This is a genomic window from Cryobacterium sp. Y57 (assembly GCF_002929505.1).
Classification (GTDB): domain Bacteria; phylum Actinomycetota; class Actinomycetes; order Actinomycetales; family Microbacteriaceae; genus Cryobacterium.
This window is the reverse complement of sequence record NZ_PJJL01000069.1, coordinates 164,353-182,770: the sequence shown is the minus strand read 5'-3', so window position 1 is coordinate 182,770 and position 18,418 is coordinate 164,353. Positions and strand designations below refer to the sequence as shown.

Below are 18,418 nucleotides of genomic sequence, written 5' to 3'. Positions count from 1 at the left end.
CGAACGCGCGCCGAACGCACTGGAACGCTGGTCCTACCAGGTGACGCGGGTGGCGCTGGCTGCTGTCGCGGCCTCGCTGTCGGACGGGGTCGAACGGCCCGATTCGTTCGTGTCCGCGCCGGTTGCTGGGGTGGCTCGGGGTGCCGGGCGGGCAGAGACTACGAAGCTTCCATCACGCACGAGCGCATCGGGACCACGGGTGGGAACCATGGCCAGCACGACGCCGAGGGGAGTTGTGCCGACAGCTTCCAGGGCGTCGAAGGCAGCCAGCAGTTCGGGCTCGCGCACCCGGTTGGCGCCGACGACCAGAATGGTGCCGCCGGTCCAGCGACTGAGCACGGCTGCGTCCGTCACTGCAAGCACCGGCGGGGCGTCGAGGAGCACATAGTCGTAACTGCTGCTCAGCACATCCAGCACCGTACCCATGGCTGTCGATCCAAGCAGTTCGCTCGGGTTCGTGGGAATCTTGCCCGACGATAGCACTGTAAGCGGATGCTGCGCGCCCCACGATTGTAGAGATTCCTTGAGTTGCACGTCGCCGAGGAGCACGTCGGTCAGTCCGTGCTCGGCATCGAGTCCGAGGTAGTCGGCCAGCCGGGGCGTGCGCAGGTCGGCGTCGATGACAGCGACCGTCGCGCCGCTCTCGGCCAGCACGATGGCAAGATTCACGAGCGTGGTGGTCTTGCCCTCGCCCGACACGGAAGAGGTCACGACGAGGCTGCGGCGGCCGGCATCGGCGTCGGCGAACTCGAGGTTGGTGCGCAGCACGCGAAACGCCTCGCCGCGGGCGGTGGGCGCACCGTTTGGCGAGATGATCGGGTTGGCGCGAGCTTCGAGCGGGATGCCTCCGAGTACGGGAACGACGGTCAGTCGCTCGATGTCGTCGCGGTTGTAGATGCGGCGGTCCAACAGGCCGAGGATGAATGCGGTGACCAGTCCGATCAGCAGCCCGATGAGCAGTCCGACGGCGAGGTTGAGGTAGAGCTGAGGCACCGCGGGGTTGTCGGGGACGACCGCCGGGTTGAGCACGCCGACTGTGACCGGGCTCGCACCGCCATCGGCGGGCTTTTCTATCTGATTGATGACGACGTCGGTGAAACTCTCCGAGACGGCCTGCGCGAGCTGCTGGGCGGCATTTGCCGTGGAAGCGAGAGCTCTGAGCTCAATGATGGCCGAGCCGGGCTGCGATGTGGCCGTGACCCGTTCGGCCAGGTTCACCGCGCTCTCATCGAGGCCGAGGCTCGCGATCACCGGGTCGAGCACACGGGGGCTCGTCGCGACGTCGAGGTAGTACGGCAGCTTTTGCACGACGAAGTTGTTGCCCTGCACGAGATCGCCGGGAGTTGACCCGTTTTGAATCTGTGCGGCGACGAATACCCGGGTGGAAGCCTGGTACTGCACGGGAGTGAGCAGGGCGGCTGCTGCTCCACCGACCACGCCGAGCAGGATGAAAGCAACGATGAGAATCCATCGCTTTCGGAGAATTCGAACCAGTCGCTTCAGTTCCATGGGCGCTTCTTCCCGCATGATCAATGCGTCGTGCTTCGGGTGCACGACGACAAGTCCCTATGTTGTCATAAAAATCCTCATTTTTGGACTGCCGGTATTGAGGATTTAATCAGTTGGTCTTGTGGAGTTGACTAAATTATCGATCAGAAACTGACGAATGCTCGCTCGTGTAGCCTCGTCGAGGAGCTCCAACCCGTGTTTTTTACCGGGTTTCACATCGAGGGTGACGGGTACGCCGACCGCTTTGAGCGCTGACGCCATGGCCTTGCCCTGTTCAAGGGGAACCAGTTCCTTTTGTGAAATGGCGATGTAAAACGGCGGATCGGTCTTGTCGACGGCGTACAACGGCGACGCCGCGTGGGCATCGGGACAGTCAATGAAGTCAGAGCAGCCGAGGTATTGCAAAATGGATGCCATCGCCGGTGTCGAAGGGTTGCCACGCAGAAGCCCCTGCTCGGTGAGGTCGACTGCCGGCGACATCGCCACGACCGCTGCGACCCGATCATCACCGGCCAAGCTGCCAGAGCCATTGGTGCCGATCGAGGAAGCGATGATCGCACCGGCGGAGCTTCCGAACAGTCCGATGCGTTCGGGGTCGATGCCGAACTGCGCGATCTGGGCGGGTTCCCGCAGCCAGGTGAGCGCTTCGGTGACATCGTTCACCTGTGCCGGGTAGGCAAATTTGGGCGCCAGGCGGTAATCCACCGAAAAGGCGGCGATGCCGCCATCGGCCAGCTCCGAGCAGAGCGCGTTCATGCCGCCGAAGTCTTTGGTACCGCTGTCGAAGCCACCGCCGTGAATGAGGATCATAGCCGCCCTGGGTGCTGTCTTACTCTTGGGCAAGCAGGCGTTCAGTAGCAGCTTCTGACCGAGAGCCGTGCCGTACTGCAGGTCGTTCTCCAGTACGACCGAGTCGCTGTGTGCACGCGCGGTCGGCCTGGTGGTGGCGGCGCATCCGCTCAGCACCAGACCGACAGCGAGCAGCCCGACGGATGCCGCAAACGCACGGGATTTTTTCACAACAGGTCACGGTTCAAAGGAGCCCGACGAGAAACTGACGCGGTCTGGCGTGTGCGGAACGGACTGACCCAGAGGAACGAGAACCGGCGCAGGAGCTTGGCGAGGTAGAGCGAGGCGACGAGCACAATGGCGGCGAGCAGGAACGGCAGGGCATTCCCGGCGCGTTCAAGCCAGGGCGATTCTGCGAACGGTGCCAGCAGCGCGAGGGCGCTGGCCACGAGAAACAGGTGCAATAAATAGATTTGAAAGCTGTATTGCCCGAGCGTGCTCATGAATTTCAACCAGCGCACTCGAACCAGCAGGGTGGCCAGGGTGACGCCCATCGCGACGGCCACCACGCTTTCGAGCAGGATCAGCCCCGGAACACGGGAGAGATGCAGCGGCACGATCAGCACGGCGAGCCCGAGATAGGCAGCGACAAGCACAGCCGCGTGCCAGACGCGCACTCGGGCGGCCAGCCGATAAATGACGTGGGGAAAGTAGACGGCGGTGATGAAGAAAATGAAATTGGCGGCGACGCGGTCCCAGCCGACGTTGTCGAGGTCGAGCACTCCCGGCGTCGTCGCCAGTGCTGCGACGACGCCGGCGAGAAGGAGTTGCAGCCTGATCGGCAGCTTCCGCAGAAGCCACGCGAGCAGGGTGAAAATGGCCAAAGCCCAGATGAACCAGTAGCTGCTGGTGGGCCAAACCGGCAGCAGGACGATGTTGAGCAGGTCGGTCGGGGACCGCTCGGTGCCGCGCAGGTGCGGCACGACGAGGTAGAACGCGACCCGGATGACCGACCAGAGCAGGTACAAATACACAAGCACGAGTAAGCGCCGGCGCCAGAGGTCTTTCAGGTTCCAGGTGAGCATACGCCGCGCGGTGAGTCCGGCGATGAAGAAGAACACCGGCATGGGAAAATAGGCCAACACGAGGCGCAACCGTGGGGTGCTGCCGGCCAGACCGAGGTCGTTGAGGAACAACGACGAGTGGTACAGCACGACGAGAATAATCGCCGCGCCCTTGGCGAAATTGATCCACTCGCGGTTCTCGGCCTGTATCTCTTTCACAAGCGAAATGTACACGAGAAAAACTCAGGATGATATCGCGACTGGTTTTTAGGGGCGGTCGTCTGCGAGCGGATCGGCCTGCAAAACCTGCTGCAGGGTGGCCGGCGCGCCTCTATCGACGATAACGACGGGCTGATTGTCGGCGGATGTTCCCGTGCTGCTGGTGGAAAAGCGAAAGATCGGCTGAGCCGCGCATAAGTCCTGCAATTTCACGGTCGCCACGACAAACACCCCGGAATTATGCGGATGCTCCTTCTCTCGTGGCAAAATTGCAGGAGTTATGCGCAGGGGCAAGGGCCCAGCGGTCAGCGGTCAGCGGTCAGCGGTCAGACGGCGACGTAGCGGGGAATCAGGTCTGTGAGCAGGGCCGCGGTATCGGGCCAGCCCTCGACGGCGATGCATTCGACGCCGAGGACCTTGACCGGGTAGTCATTGCCGTTCTCGTCGAGGCGGTCGCCGACGAACAGCATGTCCGCGAGGTCGACGCCGGTCAGGGTAGCCAGGCGTGTCATTCCATAGGCCTTGTCGATGCCCTGCCGGGTGATGTCAACGGACGTCGACCCGCCGGAGCGCACCTCGAGGTCAGGCAACAGGGCCTGCACGGCGCTTCGAAGAACGTTCTTCTTCTCACCGGCTGGGTCCCAAGCGATTTTAGAGGCGATCGGGGCCGCCTGGCCGAGCGCGGAGAAAGTGATCTGCGAGCCGCGATCTTCGAGGATGGGGCCCCAGGTGTCGCTTTCCCAGAAGCCGAGATCGCGAGCGGTCTGCTCAACGGCTTCGAGTGCGCGAGTTTTCTGGTCTTCACTGAGGTTCTCCGCGTACACTTGGCGCCAACCCTGCGAATCACTGCGGTAGTACTGGGTGCCGCAGGTCGGCATGAGGTGCAGCCGGGCTAGTTTCTCCGGACTGATCTCGGGCAGATTGTCGATGATCTGTGCTTGAAATTGCCCGAACTGGCCACCGGAGATGACGCACACCTCGGTGACGCCGAGCAGCTTGACGAGCAGGTCGATCATGATCGGGTCGAGCGCGGACTTGGACGGCGCGAGCGTATCGTCGAGGTCGAAGGCCACCAGGCGGGGAAGAATAGACATCAGCCCACTCTATCGGCGTGACTGCCGGAACCTTGTGCCGGGCGTATGGATGGCGAATTCGGTTGGGTCGCGTCGGCGCATGCGCGCTCGTCGCGATAGCGGCTGCGCTGCTGACCCGAAGGATGACGCGAATTGTTAGTCTGAAGGGGTGCGTACTGACTTTGACCCCGAGAATCTGCCGCGTCTTGATTTCTACCGCCTGTTGAACTCGCTCGTCGTGCCACGGCCAATCGCATGGGTGTCGAGCCGGTCGGCGACGGGTGTCGACAACCTCGCGCCCCATTCATTCTTCACCGTGGCATCCGTTTCGCCGGCCATCGTGCAGTTCACCTCGGTGGGTGTCAAGGACACTGTGCGCAATATTTTGGCGACCGGAGATTTCGTGGTGAATTTCACGCCGGAGTCGCTGTTCGAAGAGGTCAACGCGACCGGCACTGATTTTCAGCCGGCGGAGAGCGAATTCGACCGCGCCGGGCTCACCCGGGAACCGAGTGTGACCGTGGCCTCCATGCGGGTGGCCGAGTCCCCGGCGGCGATCGAGTGCCGCCTCCATTCCACGCTGGAGCTGGGCGATTGCACGCTCGTGTTCGGCGAGGTCACGCATGTCGCGGTGTCGTCAATGGTGCTGGACGGAGAGCATCCGCTTATTGAGAAGCTACGCCCGTTGTCACGCCTCGGCCTCGACGAGTGGGGAACCATCGGCGAGGTCAAGGCGATCCGGCGAATCCGCGCGAGTGACTGGCCGCGCGAATTTCGGCCGCGAGAGCGCTGATCATTCCGCCCGAGCGGATGATCGCGCCGGCTAGGCGGCCGGCGGAAACAGTGCCTCGGCGAGCAGCGGACCGAGCTGGGCGCTCGCCTCACGCACGAAGTGCTGGCCGTCGAAGAACACCGGCGTGTCGGCGATGAAGGCCGGGCACGTGTCGCCGACGCAGAGCCACGGTACAACGTTCACATACTGGGCGAAGTCACCGAATTGCTCGATCGCGCCCTGCTCGGTCGCCACGACCTTCTGGTAGAGGCTTGAGGGGCTGTAAACGCAGTCGGCGGGGGCGCTCGTGAGGGTCTTGCACTCGGCGAACGGGGTGCTGGCCGGCGGCGGTGAAAGCACAGCGACACGGTCGGTCGCCCCCTGCAACGCCGTGAGCGTGTCGGCGGTCGCGGTTTGCCACTCGGCGAGAGCTGCGGCGCCTTCGTTTCCGCTGGCGAGGCGCACGATGGATCCGGCCAGGCTCGACATGATGACGAGGTCGGGTGAGAGTCGGGCGACCTCAGCGTAGACCCAGGCGTGATGGTCGTCGCAGGTGGCGGCCGAGGCGTCGGAGGCGTTCTTGGGCGCCACCGAAATGTTCACTCCCGGGCAGGAGAACATGGTCAGAGACCGCACGTTGTAGCCGAGCGGTTCGAGGGCGGAGCGAATGGCGGGCATGTAGCTGATCGCCATGGAATCGCCGAGCAGCACCGCGGTTTTGGCCGCCGCTGGGTCGCCGTAGATGCAGTCGGCGGCGTTCTTCTCGCTGACTGAGAGACAGTTGTCGTCGACCCATTCCGGGGCGCCGGAGTTGTCGCCGAGCGCATCGAACGCCGGGATGGTCTCGGGCCACGCCGTTGCGGCAAGGGCCGCGGCGATGGTGGCCTGCCGAGTGGCCAGGAGGGTGGCTGGTTCGGTGGTTGTCTCCACTCCCAGGTCAGCTCCCGCTCCGACCGGGGCAAAGTTCGCGGACGGGCCGGACGGCGTACCTCCCCGCAGCGCGATGAACGAAACCGAGACGAGAACGAGAGCAACAACCACGAGGGCGCCGATCCAAGCCTGAACCGGGGTGATCCCGGTGCGGTTCTGCGAGATGGGACGGCGCATCTGTTCTCGCTTTCGGGTGACGGAGTTTTCGAGCCAGAGGGAGTGACGAATGGGGTTTTCAACGTAGTGAAAGGAGAACACCGAGAGAACGACCATGAGCAGGGCGGCGAGCGGCAGGTAGAGCGGGGAATCGGTGGCGAGGACGGTGGCGAGCAGAATCATGACCGGAAAGTGCCACAGATAGAGGGAGTAGGAGATCTTGCCGACATAGCGACTCACGGGGTTGGTCAGGGGGAACAACAACTGCTGTTCGGGCTGCCCGACGCCTGCGGCGATCACAAGGGCAGCTCCCGCAACGGGCAGCATGCCCCACGGCGCTGGAAACGGTGAATCTCGGCTGATCAGCACGAGGCTGGCGACGATGAGGGCAAGGCCGAGCCAGGCGATCGCCGGGCGCACCCGAAGGGGTAGCTTCGCTAAGCCGGGCGCGGCGGCGGCCACGAATGCGCCGATTCCGAGCTCCCAGGCGCGGGCTCCGGTGGAGAAGTAGGAGATGGCAGGGCTAGTCGCGGTTTCGAAAAAACTCCAGGCCAGAAAGGCGAGGGTGATGGCGCCGGTGGTCGCAGCGACGAGCGTGATCAGCACCCGGGCGCTCAGCGCTCGACGGCCGGCGAGGGCGAAGATGACGATGAGCAGAAACGGCCAGACGAAGTAGAACTGTTCCTCCACCGCGAGCGACCAGTAGTGCTGCAGGGGGGAGACGGCGTTGGTGGCCTGCAAGTAGTCGGTGCCGACTGCGGCGAAGTGCCAATTGGCCACAAACAGTGCCGAGTAGATTCCATCCCACAGGGTGCTGAGGGCCCGGGCGCTTGGAAGCAGCAGGAATCCGACCGCCACGGTGACGACCAGGACGAGCACTGAGACCGGCAGGATGCGCCGGATGCGCCGGCGATAGAAATCGACCAGAGAGATGCGGCCGGTGCGTGCATGTTCCTTGAGCAGAAGGCTGGTGATCAGGAAGCCGGAGATCACGAAAAAGATGTCGACGCCGACGAAGCCGCCGGATGGCCAGCCGAGCAGGTGGTCGAAAACGACCACGACCACGGCGACCGCGCGCAAGCCTTCGATGTCGCCGCGGAAGGTGCGGGTGGCGGATTTGCCGCCAGAGGGGCGGTCGGGTGCGCGCTCGCGCCGCCCCACGCTGGACTGAACGGACATGTATAGCCTCCGATTCGGGTTTCGGAACTGGTACGTGTTCGGCCCGGCCTTCGGGCACGCTCTGAGCTTATGACGTAATCTCAACTACTGAGGCAAACCTACCGCCGTAGTTTCAGTCAACCGCTAAGCGCTCCCGTGCTCCCCCCGGCTCTCAGCAACAGCCGGTGTTCACTGATTAGGGTTGAAGACCGATGACGTCCTGGAGGACTCCTATGAAGTGCCCAACCGATTCCGCCACCCTCGTGATGAGCGAACGTAGCGGTGTAGAAATTGACTACTGCCCGGAATGCCGCGGAGTCTGGCTCGACCGCGGTGAGCTTGACAAGATCATTGATCGCGCTGAAAAGGAATTCGCGGCTGCAGCGCCGGCCGCCAACGCGGCACCGGTGATTGTCGCTGTACCCCCGCAACAGCAGTATCCGGATGCTCGCACGCGGGCTCCACAGTACGGTGACCACGACCGCGACCGCGGGTATGATCGTGATCGCGACCGCGACCATCGGGATGGTTATCGCCCGAAGAAGAAGGAAAGCTGGCTCGGAGACCTTTTCGGCTAAGCCGTAAAGACTCGGAGTTAGTCATGACATGGAATGATGTTCGAACCAGTGCTCAACCATGTGCACACGGCTCGGTGACCATGGATGGCGCGGCGTGACTTCAGCATTTGCGTTCACGCTGGCCGGGGCATCCGCTCTCATTCTGCTGGCGCGGCTAGTGGTGCCCCAGCTCCCGCTGGCCCGGCGCGCGGTCAGACTGTCGGTAGTCGATGCCGTTCTGCTCGTGAGCGGCGTTGTCGGTTTGGCTTTCCACTGCGCGGCCATGTTTTATCGCACCATTTTCGACGGCGTGCCCCTTGGACCCCTGGTGGAGATGGTCAACGCCATGAATGTTGCGAGCATCATGCTGTACGTCGTTCCGGCGGCGCTGGTTCTGATGGGCATGCGGCGGCAGAATTGGGTGTCTCTGGCAGTTCTGGCCCTGGCCTTGCTCTTCGTCGGAGTCACTATGTACGCGGGGAGCCCGCTGAACGTGCATCTTGGCGCCATCTTTGCCGCTGTCGTCGTTCTCGTGAGCCAGATTGCGCTCTTCGCCATACCGCCGTGGCGACGAGCCGCAAAACCGTAGCGGGCGCGAGTAGCAGGGCCCGCGGCAGCGGCCATACGGGCGGCATCCGCGTGAGGGCCGCGACGCGCCTTCCCCGAAGCCAGATCGGAACGAGCCCAGGTTCTGCGCCCCACGGTCCCGGCGCAGAACCTCAATCGGCATCGTGGAGTGCCTGGGCCCACGTGCATAACGTGAGCCCAGACCGCATCACATCGAGGACGACACTTCAGACTACGGGCGACCGAGACCGTGGTAGGTCCAGCCGGCAGCACGCCAGGCCGCAGGGTCGAGGGCGTTGCGACCGTCGATCACCGTCTTCGATTTCACGAGCGAACCGGCCCACACCGGGTCGAGATGCCTGAACTCGGGCCACTCGGTGACGAGCACGACGGCGTCGGCTCCCTGCAGGGTGTCTTCGAGAGATGGTGAATACTGCAACTGCGGATGCCGCGCCCTCGAGTTATCGATGGCCTGCGGGTCGGTCGCCACGACGTCGGCCCCGAGGCCACGCAACTGCACGGCCACATCGAGCGCCGGTGAGTCTCGCACGTCGTCGGAGTGTGGCTTGAAACTCAGGCCGAGCACCGCGACCTTGGCGTTGTAGACGGCGTCGCCGAGCGCACCAACGGTGAGATCGACCACACGTTGACGGCGACGCAGGTTGATCTTGTCGATCTCCTTGAGGAAGGCCACGGACTCACCGCGTCCTAGCTCTTCAGCGCGCGCGGTGAAGGCGCGGATATCTTTCGGCAGGCAGCCGCCGCCGAAACCAACGCCGGCGCCCAGAAAGCGACGACCGATACGTCCGTCGTAACCGATGGCATCCGCCAGCTGCGTCACATCGGCGCCGGTGACCTCGGCGATCTCGGCCATGGCATTGATGAAGCTGATCTTGGTCGCGAGAAACGCGTTTGCGGCGACCTTGACGAGTTCGGCGGTGGCGTAGTCGGTTATGACCAGGGGGGTGTCGGCGGCGAGCGCCGTGGCGTAGATCTCGTTGAGCAGCTCTGTGGCGTGCTCGCCCAGTGAACCGGGGGCGACCCCGTAGACCAGCCGGTCCGGGCTGATGGTGTCCTGCACGGCGAATCCCTCGCGGAGAAACTCGGGGTTCCACGCCAGCGACGCGCCGCTTTCGGCTTCGATGAGCTCGGCGAGGCGCGCGGCCGTTCCCACCGGCACCGTGCTTTTGCCCACGACGAGATCGCCGTCGGACAGGTGCGGAAGGAGCGATTCGATCGAGGCATCCACATAGCGCAGGTCGGCACTGTAACCGCCGGGTTTTTGCGGAGTACCCACGGCAATGAAGTGCACCTTCGAGCCGGCAGCGTCCGCTATGTCGGTGCTGAAGCGCAGCCGGCCACTGTTCATAGCTGACATGAGAACCTCGGGAAGTCCGGGTTCGAAGAAGGGGGGCTTGCCGATGGCAAGTTGGGCGATCTTCGCGGCGTCGACGTCGATTCCGACGACATCGTGCCCCAGTTCGGCCATGGCCGACGCGTGCACGGCGCCCAGGTAGCCACATCCAATGACAGAAATTCTCATGTATTCCTCTCGGTCATCCCAGAGCATACTGGGCGCGGCACGTCGGCCCTATTCGAGGGTGTCCGCAAACGGATGCCGCCCCCCTTCCCGCCACTCCCCACCATCGGATGCCGCGATCACCGCTAAGACGTACGTGCCAGCAGGTACGCGTTCAGGGCATGCGTGAACGTCTGATCGGCCGGAAACGGGTCGCCATCGACGGCGACAACGGATACGGCCAGGCGCACGCTGGAGACGAGCCAGGCGGCATCCGCTTGGCGAAGTTCCTCGACGGTGACATCGCGATACTGTACCGACGCACCCTGCGCGCGCAGGTAGTCGAACATGCTCTGCTGCGTGGTGCCGTGCAGAATGGCGCCGCTCGGCGCGGGCGTGACGTACTCACCGCCGAGGCGCAGCACGACGCTCGAGGTGGGTCCCTCCATGACGAAGCCGTCCGTGGTGAGAAAGATGGTGTCGTCGCCGCCGCGACGGCGCGCTTCGCGAATTGCCGCCATATTCACCGCATAGCTGAGCGTTTTCGCGCCCATCAGCAGCCAGGGGGCTCGCTCGGCGACGCCACGCGGATAGCCGCGGTCGAGGGTGATTACGCGCACGCCGTTCGCACGCACAGTACTGAAGTCCACCGCGGCGACCGCGTGCAGCCAGGCTGTCGGTGCCGGACCGTGCTCGACGCCGCGGCTGAGCACGAACTTGAGCGCGATTTCACCCCGCTGCGGAATGCGCGAGACCGCGTACGCGATCGCAGCGCGCCACTGCTGCACGTTCGGCATCGGCAGCTCGCAGATACGGGCTGAGTTACGCAACCGGGTGATGTGCGGCTCAACCTCCTGCGGGTGGCCGTTGACGACGGCGAGGGTTTCGAAGATTCCATCGCCGCGCTGGGTGCTGAGCTCTCCCACGCGCAGAGCCGGGGCGGACGAGTCCATTTCGTGGAACGTGATGTCGAAGTCCTGCTGCAGTGAGTCAGCGGGCACAGGGTCGATCAAAAGAGTGAAAGGCAGTCTCATGTCCCGAGCCTACTTTGCCAAGCAGTCCCAGAATGCTCGGCACCGCGCACTCTGGTGAGCGGATGCCGAGCCAGCTAGCTCTGGAGAGCAACGATCGGGTTGCTGGTGGGCTGGTCCGAGCCACCGGTCGGTTCGACGGTGACGCCCACCTGATCGCCCGTGTGCATCGTGCCATCGAGCACGCGCCAGACCGTGCCGTCGCCGCTGGAATCGAAGGTTCCCGCCGAGGTCGCATCGCCATCGTTCATGTACCACAACTGGTAGTCCTGGTCACTGGGCAGCGCGGGCAGGTTGTCGACCAACAGCGCGGAGATTCCGAGCGTGTTAGACCAGACCAGAGTGACTTCCTGACCGTCAACGGTGGTGGTCGCAGCGCGCTGAGAGTCATTGGCTGCGTTGATTTGCGCGAGACTGGCCGCCTGCTGCGACTTGAACTCGTTGCTGTTGAGCGCCTGGCCGAGGGATATACCGCCGACGAATAGGGCGACCGCAGCCGCGATGGCCAGAATGAACTGCGACGGTCGCTTGAACCAGCGAGCCTGGGCCCGCTCGGTCGCCGTCGATGGGCGCGGCGTGCTGGAAGCGTTGCCGGAGTGGATGTCAGATTCCGGTCGCGGCTCGGCGGTGGTCCCCGCACCAGTTGCGGCAGGACCTTCGGTCCCCGGCGTTGCCGTCGCGACCGACGGACCGGCGGGAGATGCTCCCGGATCGGCGGCGGCAACATCCATCGCGGAGGGACTCGTGGTCCGCGATGCGGGCAGTGGTGGAAGCTGCGGCGTTGACGAGAGCATCGCCATGAGGTTGGCCTTGACGGCGTCCGAGGGCTGCACGGGTGCCACGGCGAGGCCGAGGGCCACCGCGATGTCCGTCAACTCAGCAGCCTCGATGCGCGCTTCCTTGGATTCGGCGAGATGCGCTTCGAAAATAGCCATGTCGTCGGCGTCGAGGGCGTGCAGGGCGTAAGCGCCGGCAAGATCGGCGGGGTTCTGCTCGTCGCTGCGGCTCATGATGCCACGCCCAATTCGTCGCGCAGGCGGATCAGCCCATCGCGGAGCCGTGTTTTCACGGTGCCCAAAGGAATCTGGAGCATGTCGGCGACCTCGCTGTGACTCAGCCCGCCGTAGTACGCGAGGCTGACAGCCTGACGCTGCAGTTGTGTCAATCGAGTCATCGCCTTCTCCACCCTCTCATGTTCGATTCGTACTTCAACGGTTTCGGCCACGTGATCGTAGGCAACGGCCAGGTCACGGATTCCAATTTTGGTATCGCGGTCACGTCCGGCCTGTGACGAGCGGATTCGGTCGACCGCCCGGCGGTGTGCCATGGTGAGAATCCAGGTGCTTGCACCACCACGCGATGATTCGTACCGTGCGGCCGACTGCCAGATCTCCAGAAAAATCTCCTGAGTCACTTCTTCCGACTGCGCGTGGTCAACCAGCAGACGCTTGACTAGGCCCAGCACCCGCGGGGCGATCTGGTCATACAGTTCTCCGAAGGCCGATTGATCGCCACGGGCCACTTGAACAAGCAGCTCCTCCTTGCTGGCAGGGGCTGGCGGCGCGAGATCTCCGGCGGAATCAACAGTCATAAGACCTAGCATGTCAGGTCTCGTCCCGTTCCATGACTAGGGTTCGGTACGAAGTCGCTAACGGATTGGTCGACCCGACAAGTAATCAGCGAAACAGAATGCTCGCAGCTGGGCGCGGGCGTCGCCTACAAGGTGGAGAGAATTGAGAAGGCCGGGCCGCAGAGCACCTCTCGGCGCGAGGCCGCTCGAAGCGGCGAATAATGGAACCCGGGATTACTGCGGCCCGACCAGATTCCAGTGTATTCGAACGAAGCGGTCGGCGTCGAATGTTCGCCGCGGGCGCACACGGACTATGTCATCGCCGTGGCAACGCCCGCCCGGCCCACCTGATGAAGCCCGGGCCCGAAGTTGCGGGACTACTCAAGCGAGTCGTGGCGCCAGAGGCGCGCACAGGCCGCGAACTCGGCGGCGGTCTTGGAGAAGCGCAGCGCGCGGGTGGTCAGCTCCGAGGAGCGGTGTGGCTCGGTCAGCTCGAGATCATCGGCGATGCTCGTGGCCCCGACCGCCGTGACCCGGCAATATGCGGCCCCGCGATCCAGCGCCACCGCGAAGTCTCCGGTGAATAATCCGCGCAGAATCTCGTCCGCGAGAGTCATAATCTCGGCGGGACCGGTGGGCAGGGCAGCGCCCGCGACCAGCGGATCGATCGTGGCGGCAGCATCCGTTCCCCGTTGATAAAGGTAGGCACAGCCTTCGGGGTCCTGCCGAATCAGCATGCGGATGAGGTAGATGCGCCAGAGCGCGCCCGGCAGGCTGCGCGGAGCGGCCCGTGACCACAGCTCGGCGACCGCGTCGATGCCATTTTCGTCCGTGTAGGTGACGAGGCGCTCGACCGTCTCGGGGTCGGGGTCGCTCCGCACGCGATTGAGCAGGGCCTGCGCGGTCTCGTGGGCGACCCGGCTGATAGCGGCAGGATCGTCACCACCCTGAAAGGCCTCGAATTTGTTTGCGGAGAACAAGGTGGGCTTGTGGAAGTTGTCGGCCATGGCGGTTCTCCTCGTTTCCGTGCGTAATCGGGTGGTGTTTTTGTCGCCCTTGACGCTACCGAGAAAAGCTGAGTGTGAATCCACGGTAGATTAGAGCCTACGGGCCTCTAGCTCAGTTGGTAGAGCAAAGGACTTTTAATCCTTGGGTCGTCGGTTCGAGCCCGACGGGGCCCACAATAATCGCGCAGGTTGCGCAGAAGATGCGCACCGAATCCCTCAGATTCTGTGCGCATCTTCGTTAGCTTCGACGGTCGCGCCGAGATTGCGAGTGCGAGTTTGCGCCTGCGCCGCCCAGCGAGCATGCAGCGCATTCGGCTGCTTCGATCAAGGCCTGTGCCGCATCTGCGCCAATCATCTGCTGAAGAGTTCGTTCCCAAGCTGCAACGATTTCACGAATGCGTACGAGCTTGTCACGGCCCCGGTCGGACACGTGTACGGTGATCCGTCTGCGATCCGTGACGGCCGGCAAGCGATAGGCACAGGCCGTGTCTTCGAGCGCGTCTACCGTTCGACTCAGGCTTGCATTGGCCATACCCGACGCCTCCGCCAGCTCCCCCATCGTCGGTGAGTCGAGTCGCTCTAAAGTCTCCAAAATTCGCCACTGGTCGGGCGTTGCGTTCTCTTCCGATAGCGCAACCGTCAACCCGAGTGCGAGACGCCGTTCGAGGTTGGACAGCGTCCAGACCAACTCCGCGAGCGGGGCCGCGAATTTTGGCCCCGGCCGTACGCTGGGCAAGTCCTCGACCATTCCACTCCTTGGCAAGTGCGTGTGATGGTACCTGGTATTTCCTAGGCATAATAATGGGCTTATGACGTCACTGGTCAGCATATTACTCCCGAGCGAAGTTCTGCTGAGCGGCCCCGATCCGCACGTGCTTCGACTGGGACTTCTTGCACCGCTGTCGGGCTTGCTGGGCGTGGCCGGCCCGGCGATCATCAATTGTGCAATCCTGGCCGGGGAAGAAATCTGTCTGGCCACCGAGACAGTCATGCAACTCGTCCTGATCGATGCGGGCGGAATGCCCGACGCCGTCGCACGCGAAGTCGACCTACTGGTCGGAGCAGGACTGGTCAACGGCTTGGTCGGTACGCATACGTCCAATATTCGAGTAGCCGTGGAAGCTCGTATTGCCGATCGGGTGCCCTACGTTTTTACTCCCCCGCACGAATTCAGCCGCGCTCGCGCCGGGAGCGTTTTTCTCGGAAGCGATCCCCAGGAACACCTGCGCCAGGCGATCGCATGGTTGGCCAAAAATCGACGGGTGACCCGATGGGCGCTCATTGGCAATGATTATGTGTGGCCGCGCCAGGTTCATGCAGCGGCGAGTAGGGTGCTTCGTGAGCTGGGGCAGCGCGTCGTGTTGGACCGACTGGTGCCGATGGGTCACGTCGACGTGGCCGAACTCGTGGCGGTAATCCGGCAATCAGGCGCCGAGGCGGTTCTGGTTTCGCTGGTTGGCCGCGACGGCATCGAATTTCATCGGGGGATTACCGAGCTGGATGAGGGCCACTCCTTTCTCAGACTTTGTACCGCCCTCGACGAAAACTGCCTGCTCGCCGCGGGCGGCGACTCGAGTGGTGGGCTGTATTCCGCCATGCCCACGTTCCTGCAGCAGCGGGATGACAGACACCTTCGGCTGTTGGAATCCTACGTTGCACGCTTTGGGCTAACCGCACCCCTTCCAGGTTCCTACGCCGAGGGCTGCTACGACGGCGTGCACGTGCTGGCTGCTCTGTGTATGAGTGGCTTACTCGCAACCGACTCCGCTCTCAACGCGGCCAGGCAATTGTGTGCCGTAGGCGCGGGATTTTCAGCAGGTGGGCCGGAGCACGGATTCGACCTCACACGTCGACCGATGCGCCTGGCGCGTGCCAACGACACCGATCTGGAGATTGTCGGGATGCCCAATGGGGTGTAGCCTGATAAACATTTCCACTGGGAAACAATGACGTCTGTCAACGACGATTGGACCACGCTTGAGCACCACGACCAACCCTGGTGGCACGGCCACTTCCGGTATCGAACAATTTGGTTATAAGCAGGAGTTGAAGAGAACGCTGACGTTCAGCGATCTCATCATCTATGGCCTGATTTTCATGGTTCCTATCGCACCATTCGCCATCTTCGGCGGTGTCTTCCACGACTCGGGCGGGATGCCGCCGATCGCGTACATCATCGCGTTGGTCGCCATGATGTTCTCGGCCAATTCGTACTCGCAAATGGCTCAGGCCTTCCCGATGGCCGGGTCCGTTTACACCTATGCCGGTCGCGGAATCAACCGCCCGGTCGGCTTCATCGCCGGTTGGATGATTCTGCTCGACTACATCCTCATTCCGACATTGCTGTATTTTGTCGCTGCCATCGCGATGAACGGAATCATCAGCCAGATTCCAATTTGGCTGTGGCTGATCCTCTTCGTTGCACTGAACACATTAATCAACTACCTGGGAATCCACCTTGCCGCCGTCGTGATCCGCGTCATGCTGGTGCTCGAACTTCTGGTACTAGCTATTTTCCTGATCGTTGGCATTGTCGCCGTCTCACAGGGCAAGGGTCAGGGATTCAGCTTCGACGCGTTCTACAATGCGGATACCTTCTCCCTCCCCCTGCTCTTTGGCGCCGCTTCCATCGCCGTGCTGTCGTTTCTGGGCTTCGACGGAATCTCCACCCTGGCCGAAGAAAACAGCGGCAGCAGCAAATCTCTCGGTCGCTCGATGATCGCCGCGCTCTGTCTGCTGGGCGTTTTGTTCATCGCACAGACTTGGGTCGCCTCGATGCTGGTGGAAGACCCTGCAGCCCTGATCGCCAACGGCGACCCGACGGGAGTGGCCTTCTATGAGGCGGCCGCCGTCGCTGGTGGACCATTCATGTATATCCTGACCGCAGCCTCGACCGCCATCGCTTGGGGCTTTGCCAATGCACTCGTCGCTCAAGCATCGACGTCTCGCCTGCTCTACGCGATGGCGCGCGACCGCCAGTTGCCCAAATTCCTCGCCAAGGTGAGCGAGAAGCACAGCGTACCGGTCAACGCAACATTTCTGGTCGCCGCGATCTCTCTCGTCCTCGGACTGTTCCTGACTATTCTGCCGGACGGGCTCGGTGCCATCGCCGCGCTGGTCAACTTTGGCGCGCTGACCGCATTCCTGCTGCTCAACGTGTCGGTCGTGTGGTGGTTCATCGTCAGGCAGAAATCCCAGCGTTGGTTCGTGCACCTGGTTTTTCCGGTACTGGGCTTCGCGGTCCTCTCTTTTGTGCTCTACAACGCCCGAGTGTCCGCGCAGATCCTTGGCGTGGCCTGGCTGATCCTCGGAATTGTGGTCGCGGTTGTCCTCTACAAATCGGGTCGCATGACCAATCCCATCCCAGTCGAGTCCGAACAGACTGGGACGAGGTAGCAACATGGTCGTTCACCAGCTCACTCCGCTTCCCGAACAGTATTCCTACGTGTTCGGGGGGCGTGCCCCCTTGCTGAGCGTGCGCCCCGGCGACATTGTCGAGGTCAGCACGGAGGACTGCTTTGGCGGACGGGTAACGAACCCCCGTGACATTCCCAGTCAGATCGTTCCGTTCAACGAGCTCAATCCAGTCTCCGGTCCAATCGAAATGGTCGGCGCGGAACCCGGTGACCTGCTGGCCGTACATTTCGTTTCGATCGTCCCGGCGCGCCCATACGCCATCTCGAGCACTTTCCCACTCTTTGGTGCGCTCTCCGCGACGCACGAGACGGCGATGCTGCACGAGCCGCTCGAAGAGCGGGTATGGTTCTACGACGTTGATTTGGATGCTTGGACGGCGACTTTTCGCGCCAAGAATTCAGATTTTACGCTCGCACTCCCGCTCGATCCCATGCATGGAACGGTGGGAGTTGCTCCGCCTGGCGGTGAAGTTCGGTTGGTCGTGACGCCCTCCACCCACGGTGGCAATATGGACACACCGGAAGCGCGAGCCGGAACAACTCTCTATCTTCCGGTCAATGTCGCCGGGGCGATGCTGTCGCTCGGAGACGGTCACGCGCGCCAGGGCGAGGGCGAGGTGTGTGGCACCGGACTCGAATCGGCCATGCACTCGGTGATCGCCCTCGACCTGATCAAGGGCGGTGCCTCGGCATGGCCGCGGCTCGAAAACGATGAGTTCATCATGAGCACCGGGTCAGCGCGCCCGCTGGAGGACGCCTTCCGGATCAGCCAAAAAGATCTCGTGAACTGGGCCTCCGATCTCACCGGTCTCGACACCCTTGATGCGTACCAGCTCGTCAGCCAGATGGGACTCGCGCCGGCCGCAAACGTGTGCGATCCCAACTACACGATGGTGGCGAAACTGCCTAAGTGGACCTTGAAGGATGCACAGGCCTACGGTGGAGCTCACAGTCGGTTGCGCGCCACAGCCGAGGAATACACTGCGGCACGGTAGCCTTGGCGCTAAAATCCCATAGATTCAGTGCGCACTCGCCGGCGCTGATGATGAGTCGATGGCGCCCGCATGAGTGTGGCTGATTA

18 protein-coding genes and 1 tRNA gene are annotated in these 18,418 nt (G+C 63.1%); 7 read left to right on the top strand and 12 right to left on the bottom strand.

The features are described 5' to 3' along the window. Positions 1-33: 33 nt before the first annotated feature. From CXY72_RS12350 to CXY72_RS12330, 5 genes are all read right to left on the bottom strand, one after another. Positions 34-1,509 (bottom strand): polysaccharide biosynthesis tyrosine autokinase, encoded by a 1,476-nt coding sequence (locus CXY72_RS12350; protein ID WP_158252558.1) that lies wholly within the window; start codon positions 1,507-1,509, stop codon positions 34-36. A gap of 105 nt (positions 1,510-1,614) precedes the next feature. Continuing rightward, positions 1,615-2,529, bottom strand: a complete 915-nt coding sequence (locus CXY72_RS12345) for an alpha/beta hydrolase (protein WP_104127966.1) — start codon at positions 2,527-2,529, stop codon at positions 1,615-1,617. Next, positions 2,526-3,581 carry an acyltransferase family protein gene (locus CXY72_RS12340; RefSeq protein WP_158252557.1) on the bottom strand — a complete coding sequence of 352 codons (1,056 nt, stop codon included), beginning with the start codon at positions 3,579-3,581 and terminating at the stop codon, positions 2,526-2,528. The genes CXY72_RS12345 and CXY72_RS12340 overlap by 4 nt, the downstream gene beginning before the upstream one ends. Positions 3,582-3,629: 48 nt before the next feature. Further along, on the bottom strand, positions 3,630-3,803 hold the full coding sequence (locus CXY72_RS12335; RefSeq protein ID WP_158252556.1) for a hypothetical protein: 174 nt from the start codon (positions 3,801-3,803) through the stop codon (positions 3,630-3,632). A 104-nt stretch (positions 3,804-3,907) separates the two neighbouring features. Further along, on the bottom strand, positions 3,908-4,675 hold the full coding sequence (locus tag CXY72_RS12330; RefSeq protein WP_104127963.1) for an HAD-IIB family hydrolase: 768 nt from the start codon (positions 4,673-4,675) through the stop codon (positions 3,908-3,910). 148 nt (positions 4,676-4,823) lie between these two features. On the opposite strand from CXY72_RS12330, the gene CXY72_RS12325 reads away from it, so the two are divergent. Then, positions 4,824-5,447, top strand: a complete 624-nt coding sequence (locus tag CXY72_RS12325) for a flavin reductase family protein (protein WP_104127962.1) — start codon at positions 4,824-4,826, stop codon at positions 5,445-5,447. A 30-nt stretch (positions 5,448-5,477) separates the two neighbouring features. Here the strand turns inward: CXY72_RS12325 and CXY72_RS12320 are convergent, their stop codons facing one another. After that, positions 5,478-7,691, bottom strand: coding sequence for an acyltransferase family protein (locus CXY72_RS12320; RefSeq protein WP_104127961.1), 2,214 nt, complete (start codon positions 7,689-7,691; stop codon positions 5,478-5,480). Positions 7,692-7,903: 212 nt separating this feature from the next. Here CXY72_RS12320 and CXY72_RS12315 point away from each other — a divergent pair, with 212 nt between their 5' ends. Together CXY72_RS12315 and CXY72_RS12310 are read left to right on the top strand one after the other, a co-directional pair. Next, positions 7,904-8,248, top strand: coding sequence for a zf-TFIIB domain-containing protein (locus CXY72_RS12315; RefSeq protein WP_104127960.1), 345 nt, complete (start codon positions 7,904-7,906; stop codon positions 8,246-8,248). Between the two features lie 94 nt (positions 8,249-8,342). Further along, positions 8,343-8,816 (top strand): hypothetical protein, encoded by a 474-nt coding sequence (locus CXY72_RS12310; RefSeq protein ID WP_146071159.1) that lies wholly within the window; start codon positions 8,343-8,345, stop codon positions 8,814-8,816. A gap of 210 nt (positions 8,817-9,026) precedes the next feature. Here the strand turns inward: CXY72_RS12310 and CXY72_RS12305 are convergent, their stop codons facing one another. The 5 genes from CXY72_RS12305 to CXY72_RS12285 all read right to left on the bottom strand — a co-directional run bounded on the left by CXY72_RS12305 (position 9,027) and on the right by CXY72_RS12285 (position 13,921). Further along, on the bottom strand, positions 9,027-10,337 hold the full coding sequence (locus CXY72_RS12305; protein WP_104128068.1) for a UDP-glucose/GDP-mannose dehydrogenase family protein: 1,311 nt from the start codon (positions 10,335-10,337) through the stop codon (positions 9,027-9,029). A 122-nt stretch (positions 10,338-10,459) separates the two neighbouring features. Then, a complete protein-coding gene (locus tag CXY72_RS12300; RefSeq protein WP_104127958.1) occupies positions 10,460-11,347 on the bottom strand; it encodes an aminodeoxychorismate lyase in 888 nt (295 codons plus the stop codon). Positions 11,348-11,421: 74 nt separating this feature from the next. After that, the gene (locus CXY72_RS12295) at positions 11,422-12,354 is read right to left on the bottom strand and encodes an anti-sigma factor (RefSeq protein WP_104127957.1); all 933 of its coding nucleotides are present in this window, start codon (positions 12,352-12,354) and stop codon (positions 11,422-11,424) included. After that, positions 12,351-12,947: a sigma-70 family RNA polymerase sigma factor gene (locus CXY72_RS12290; RefSeq protein WP_104127956.1), complete on the bottom strand. Its 597-nt coding sequence runs from the start codon at positions 12,945-12,947 to the stop codon at positions 12,351-12,353. The genes CXY72_RS12295 and CXY72_RS12290 overlap by 4 nt, the downstream gene beginning before the upstream one ends. A gap of 344 nt (positions 12,948-13,291) precedes the next feature. Next, positions 13,292-13,921: a DNA-directed RNA polymerase subunit beta gene (locus CXY72_RS12285; protein WP_104127955.1), complete on the bottom strand. Its 630-nt coding sequence runs from the start codon at positions 13,919-13,921 to the stop codon at positions 13,292-13,294. A 101-nt stretch (positions 13,922-14,022) separates the two neighbouring features. Here CXY72_RS12285 and CXY72_RS12280 point away from each other — a divergent pair. After that, positions 14,023-14,095, top strand: a tRNA-Lys gene (locus CXY72_RS12280). A gap of 64 nt (positions 14,096-14,159) precedes the next feature. On the opposite strand, the gene CXY72_RS12275 is transcribed toward CXY72_RS12280, so the two are convergent. Then, the gene (locus CXY72_RS12275) at positions 14,160-14,669 is read right to left on the bottom strand and encodes a MarR family winged helix-turn-helix transcriptional regulator (protein ID WP_158252555.1); all 510 of its coding nucleotides are present in this window, start codon (positions 14,667-14,669) and stop codon (positions 14,160-14,162) included. A gap of 61 nt (positions 14,670-14,730) precedes the next feature. Here CXY72_RS12275 and CXY72_RS12270 point away from each other — a divergent pair, with 61 nt between their 5' ends. From CXY72_RS12270 to CXY72_RS12260, 3 genes are read left to right on the top strand one after another with little or no spacing between them, the layout of a single operon-like run. Continuing rightward, positions 14,731-15,840 (top strand): ABC transporter substrate-binding protein, encoded by a 1,110-nt coding sequence (locus CXY72_RS12270; RefSeq protein WP_104127954.1) that lies wholly within the window; start codon positions 14,731-14,733, stop codon positions 15,838-15,840. A gap of 58 nt (positions 15,841-15,898) precedes the next feature. Next, the gene (locus tag CXY72_RS12265; protein ID WP_233197802.1) at positions 15,899-17,317 is read left to right on the top strand and encodes an APC family permease; all 1,419 of its coding nucleotides are present in this window, start codon (positions 15,899-15,901) and stop codon (positions 17,315-17,317) included. Positions 17,318-17,321: 4 nt separating this feature from the next. Continuing rightward, entirely contained in the window at positions 17,322-18,332 is a 1,011-nt protein-coding gene (locus CXY72_RS12260) for an acetamidase/formamidase family protein (RefSeq protein ID WP_104127953.1), read from the top strand. Positions 18,333-18,418: the final 86 nt, after the last annotated feature.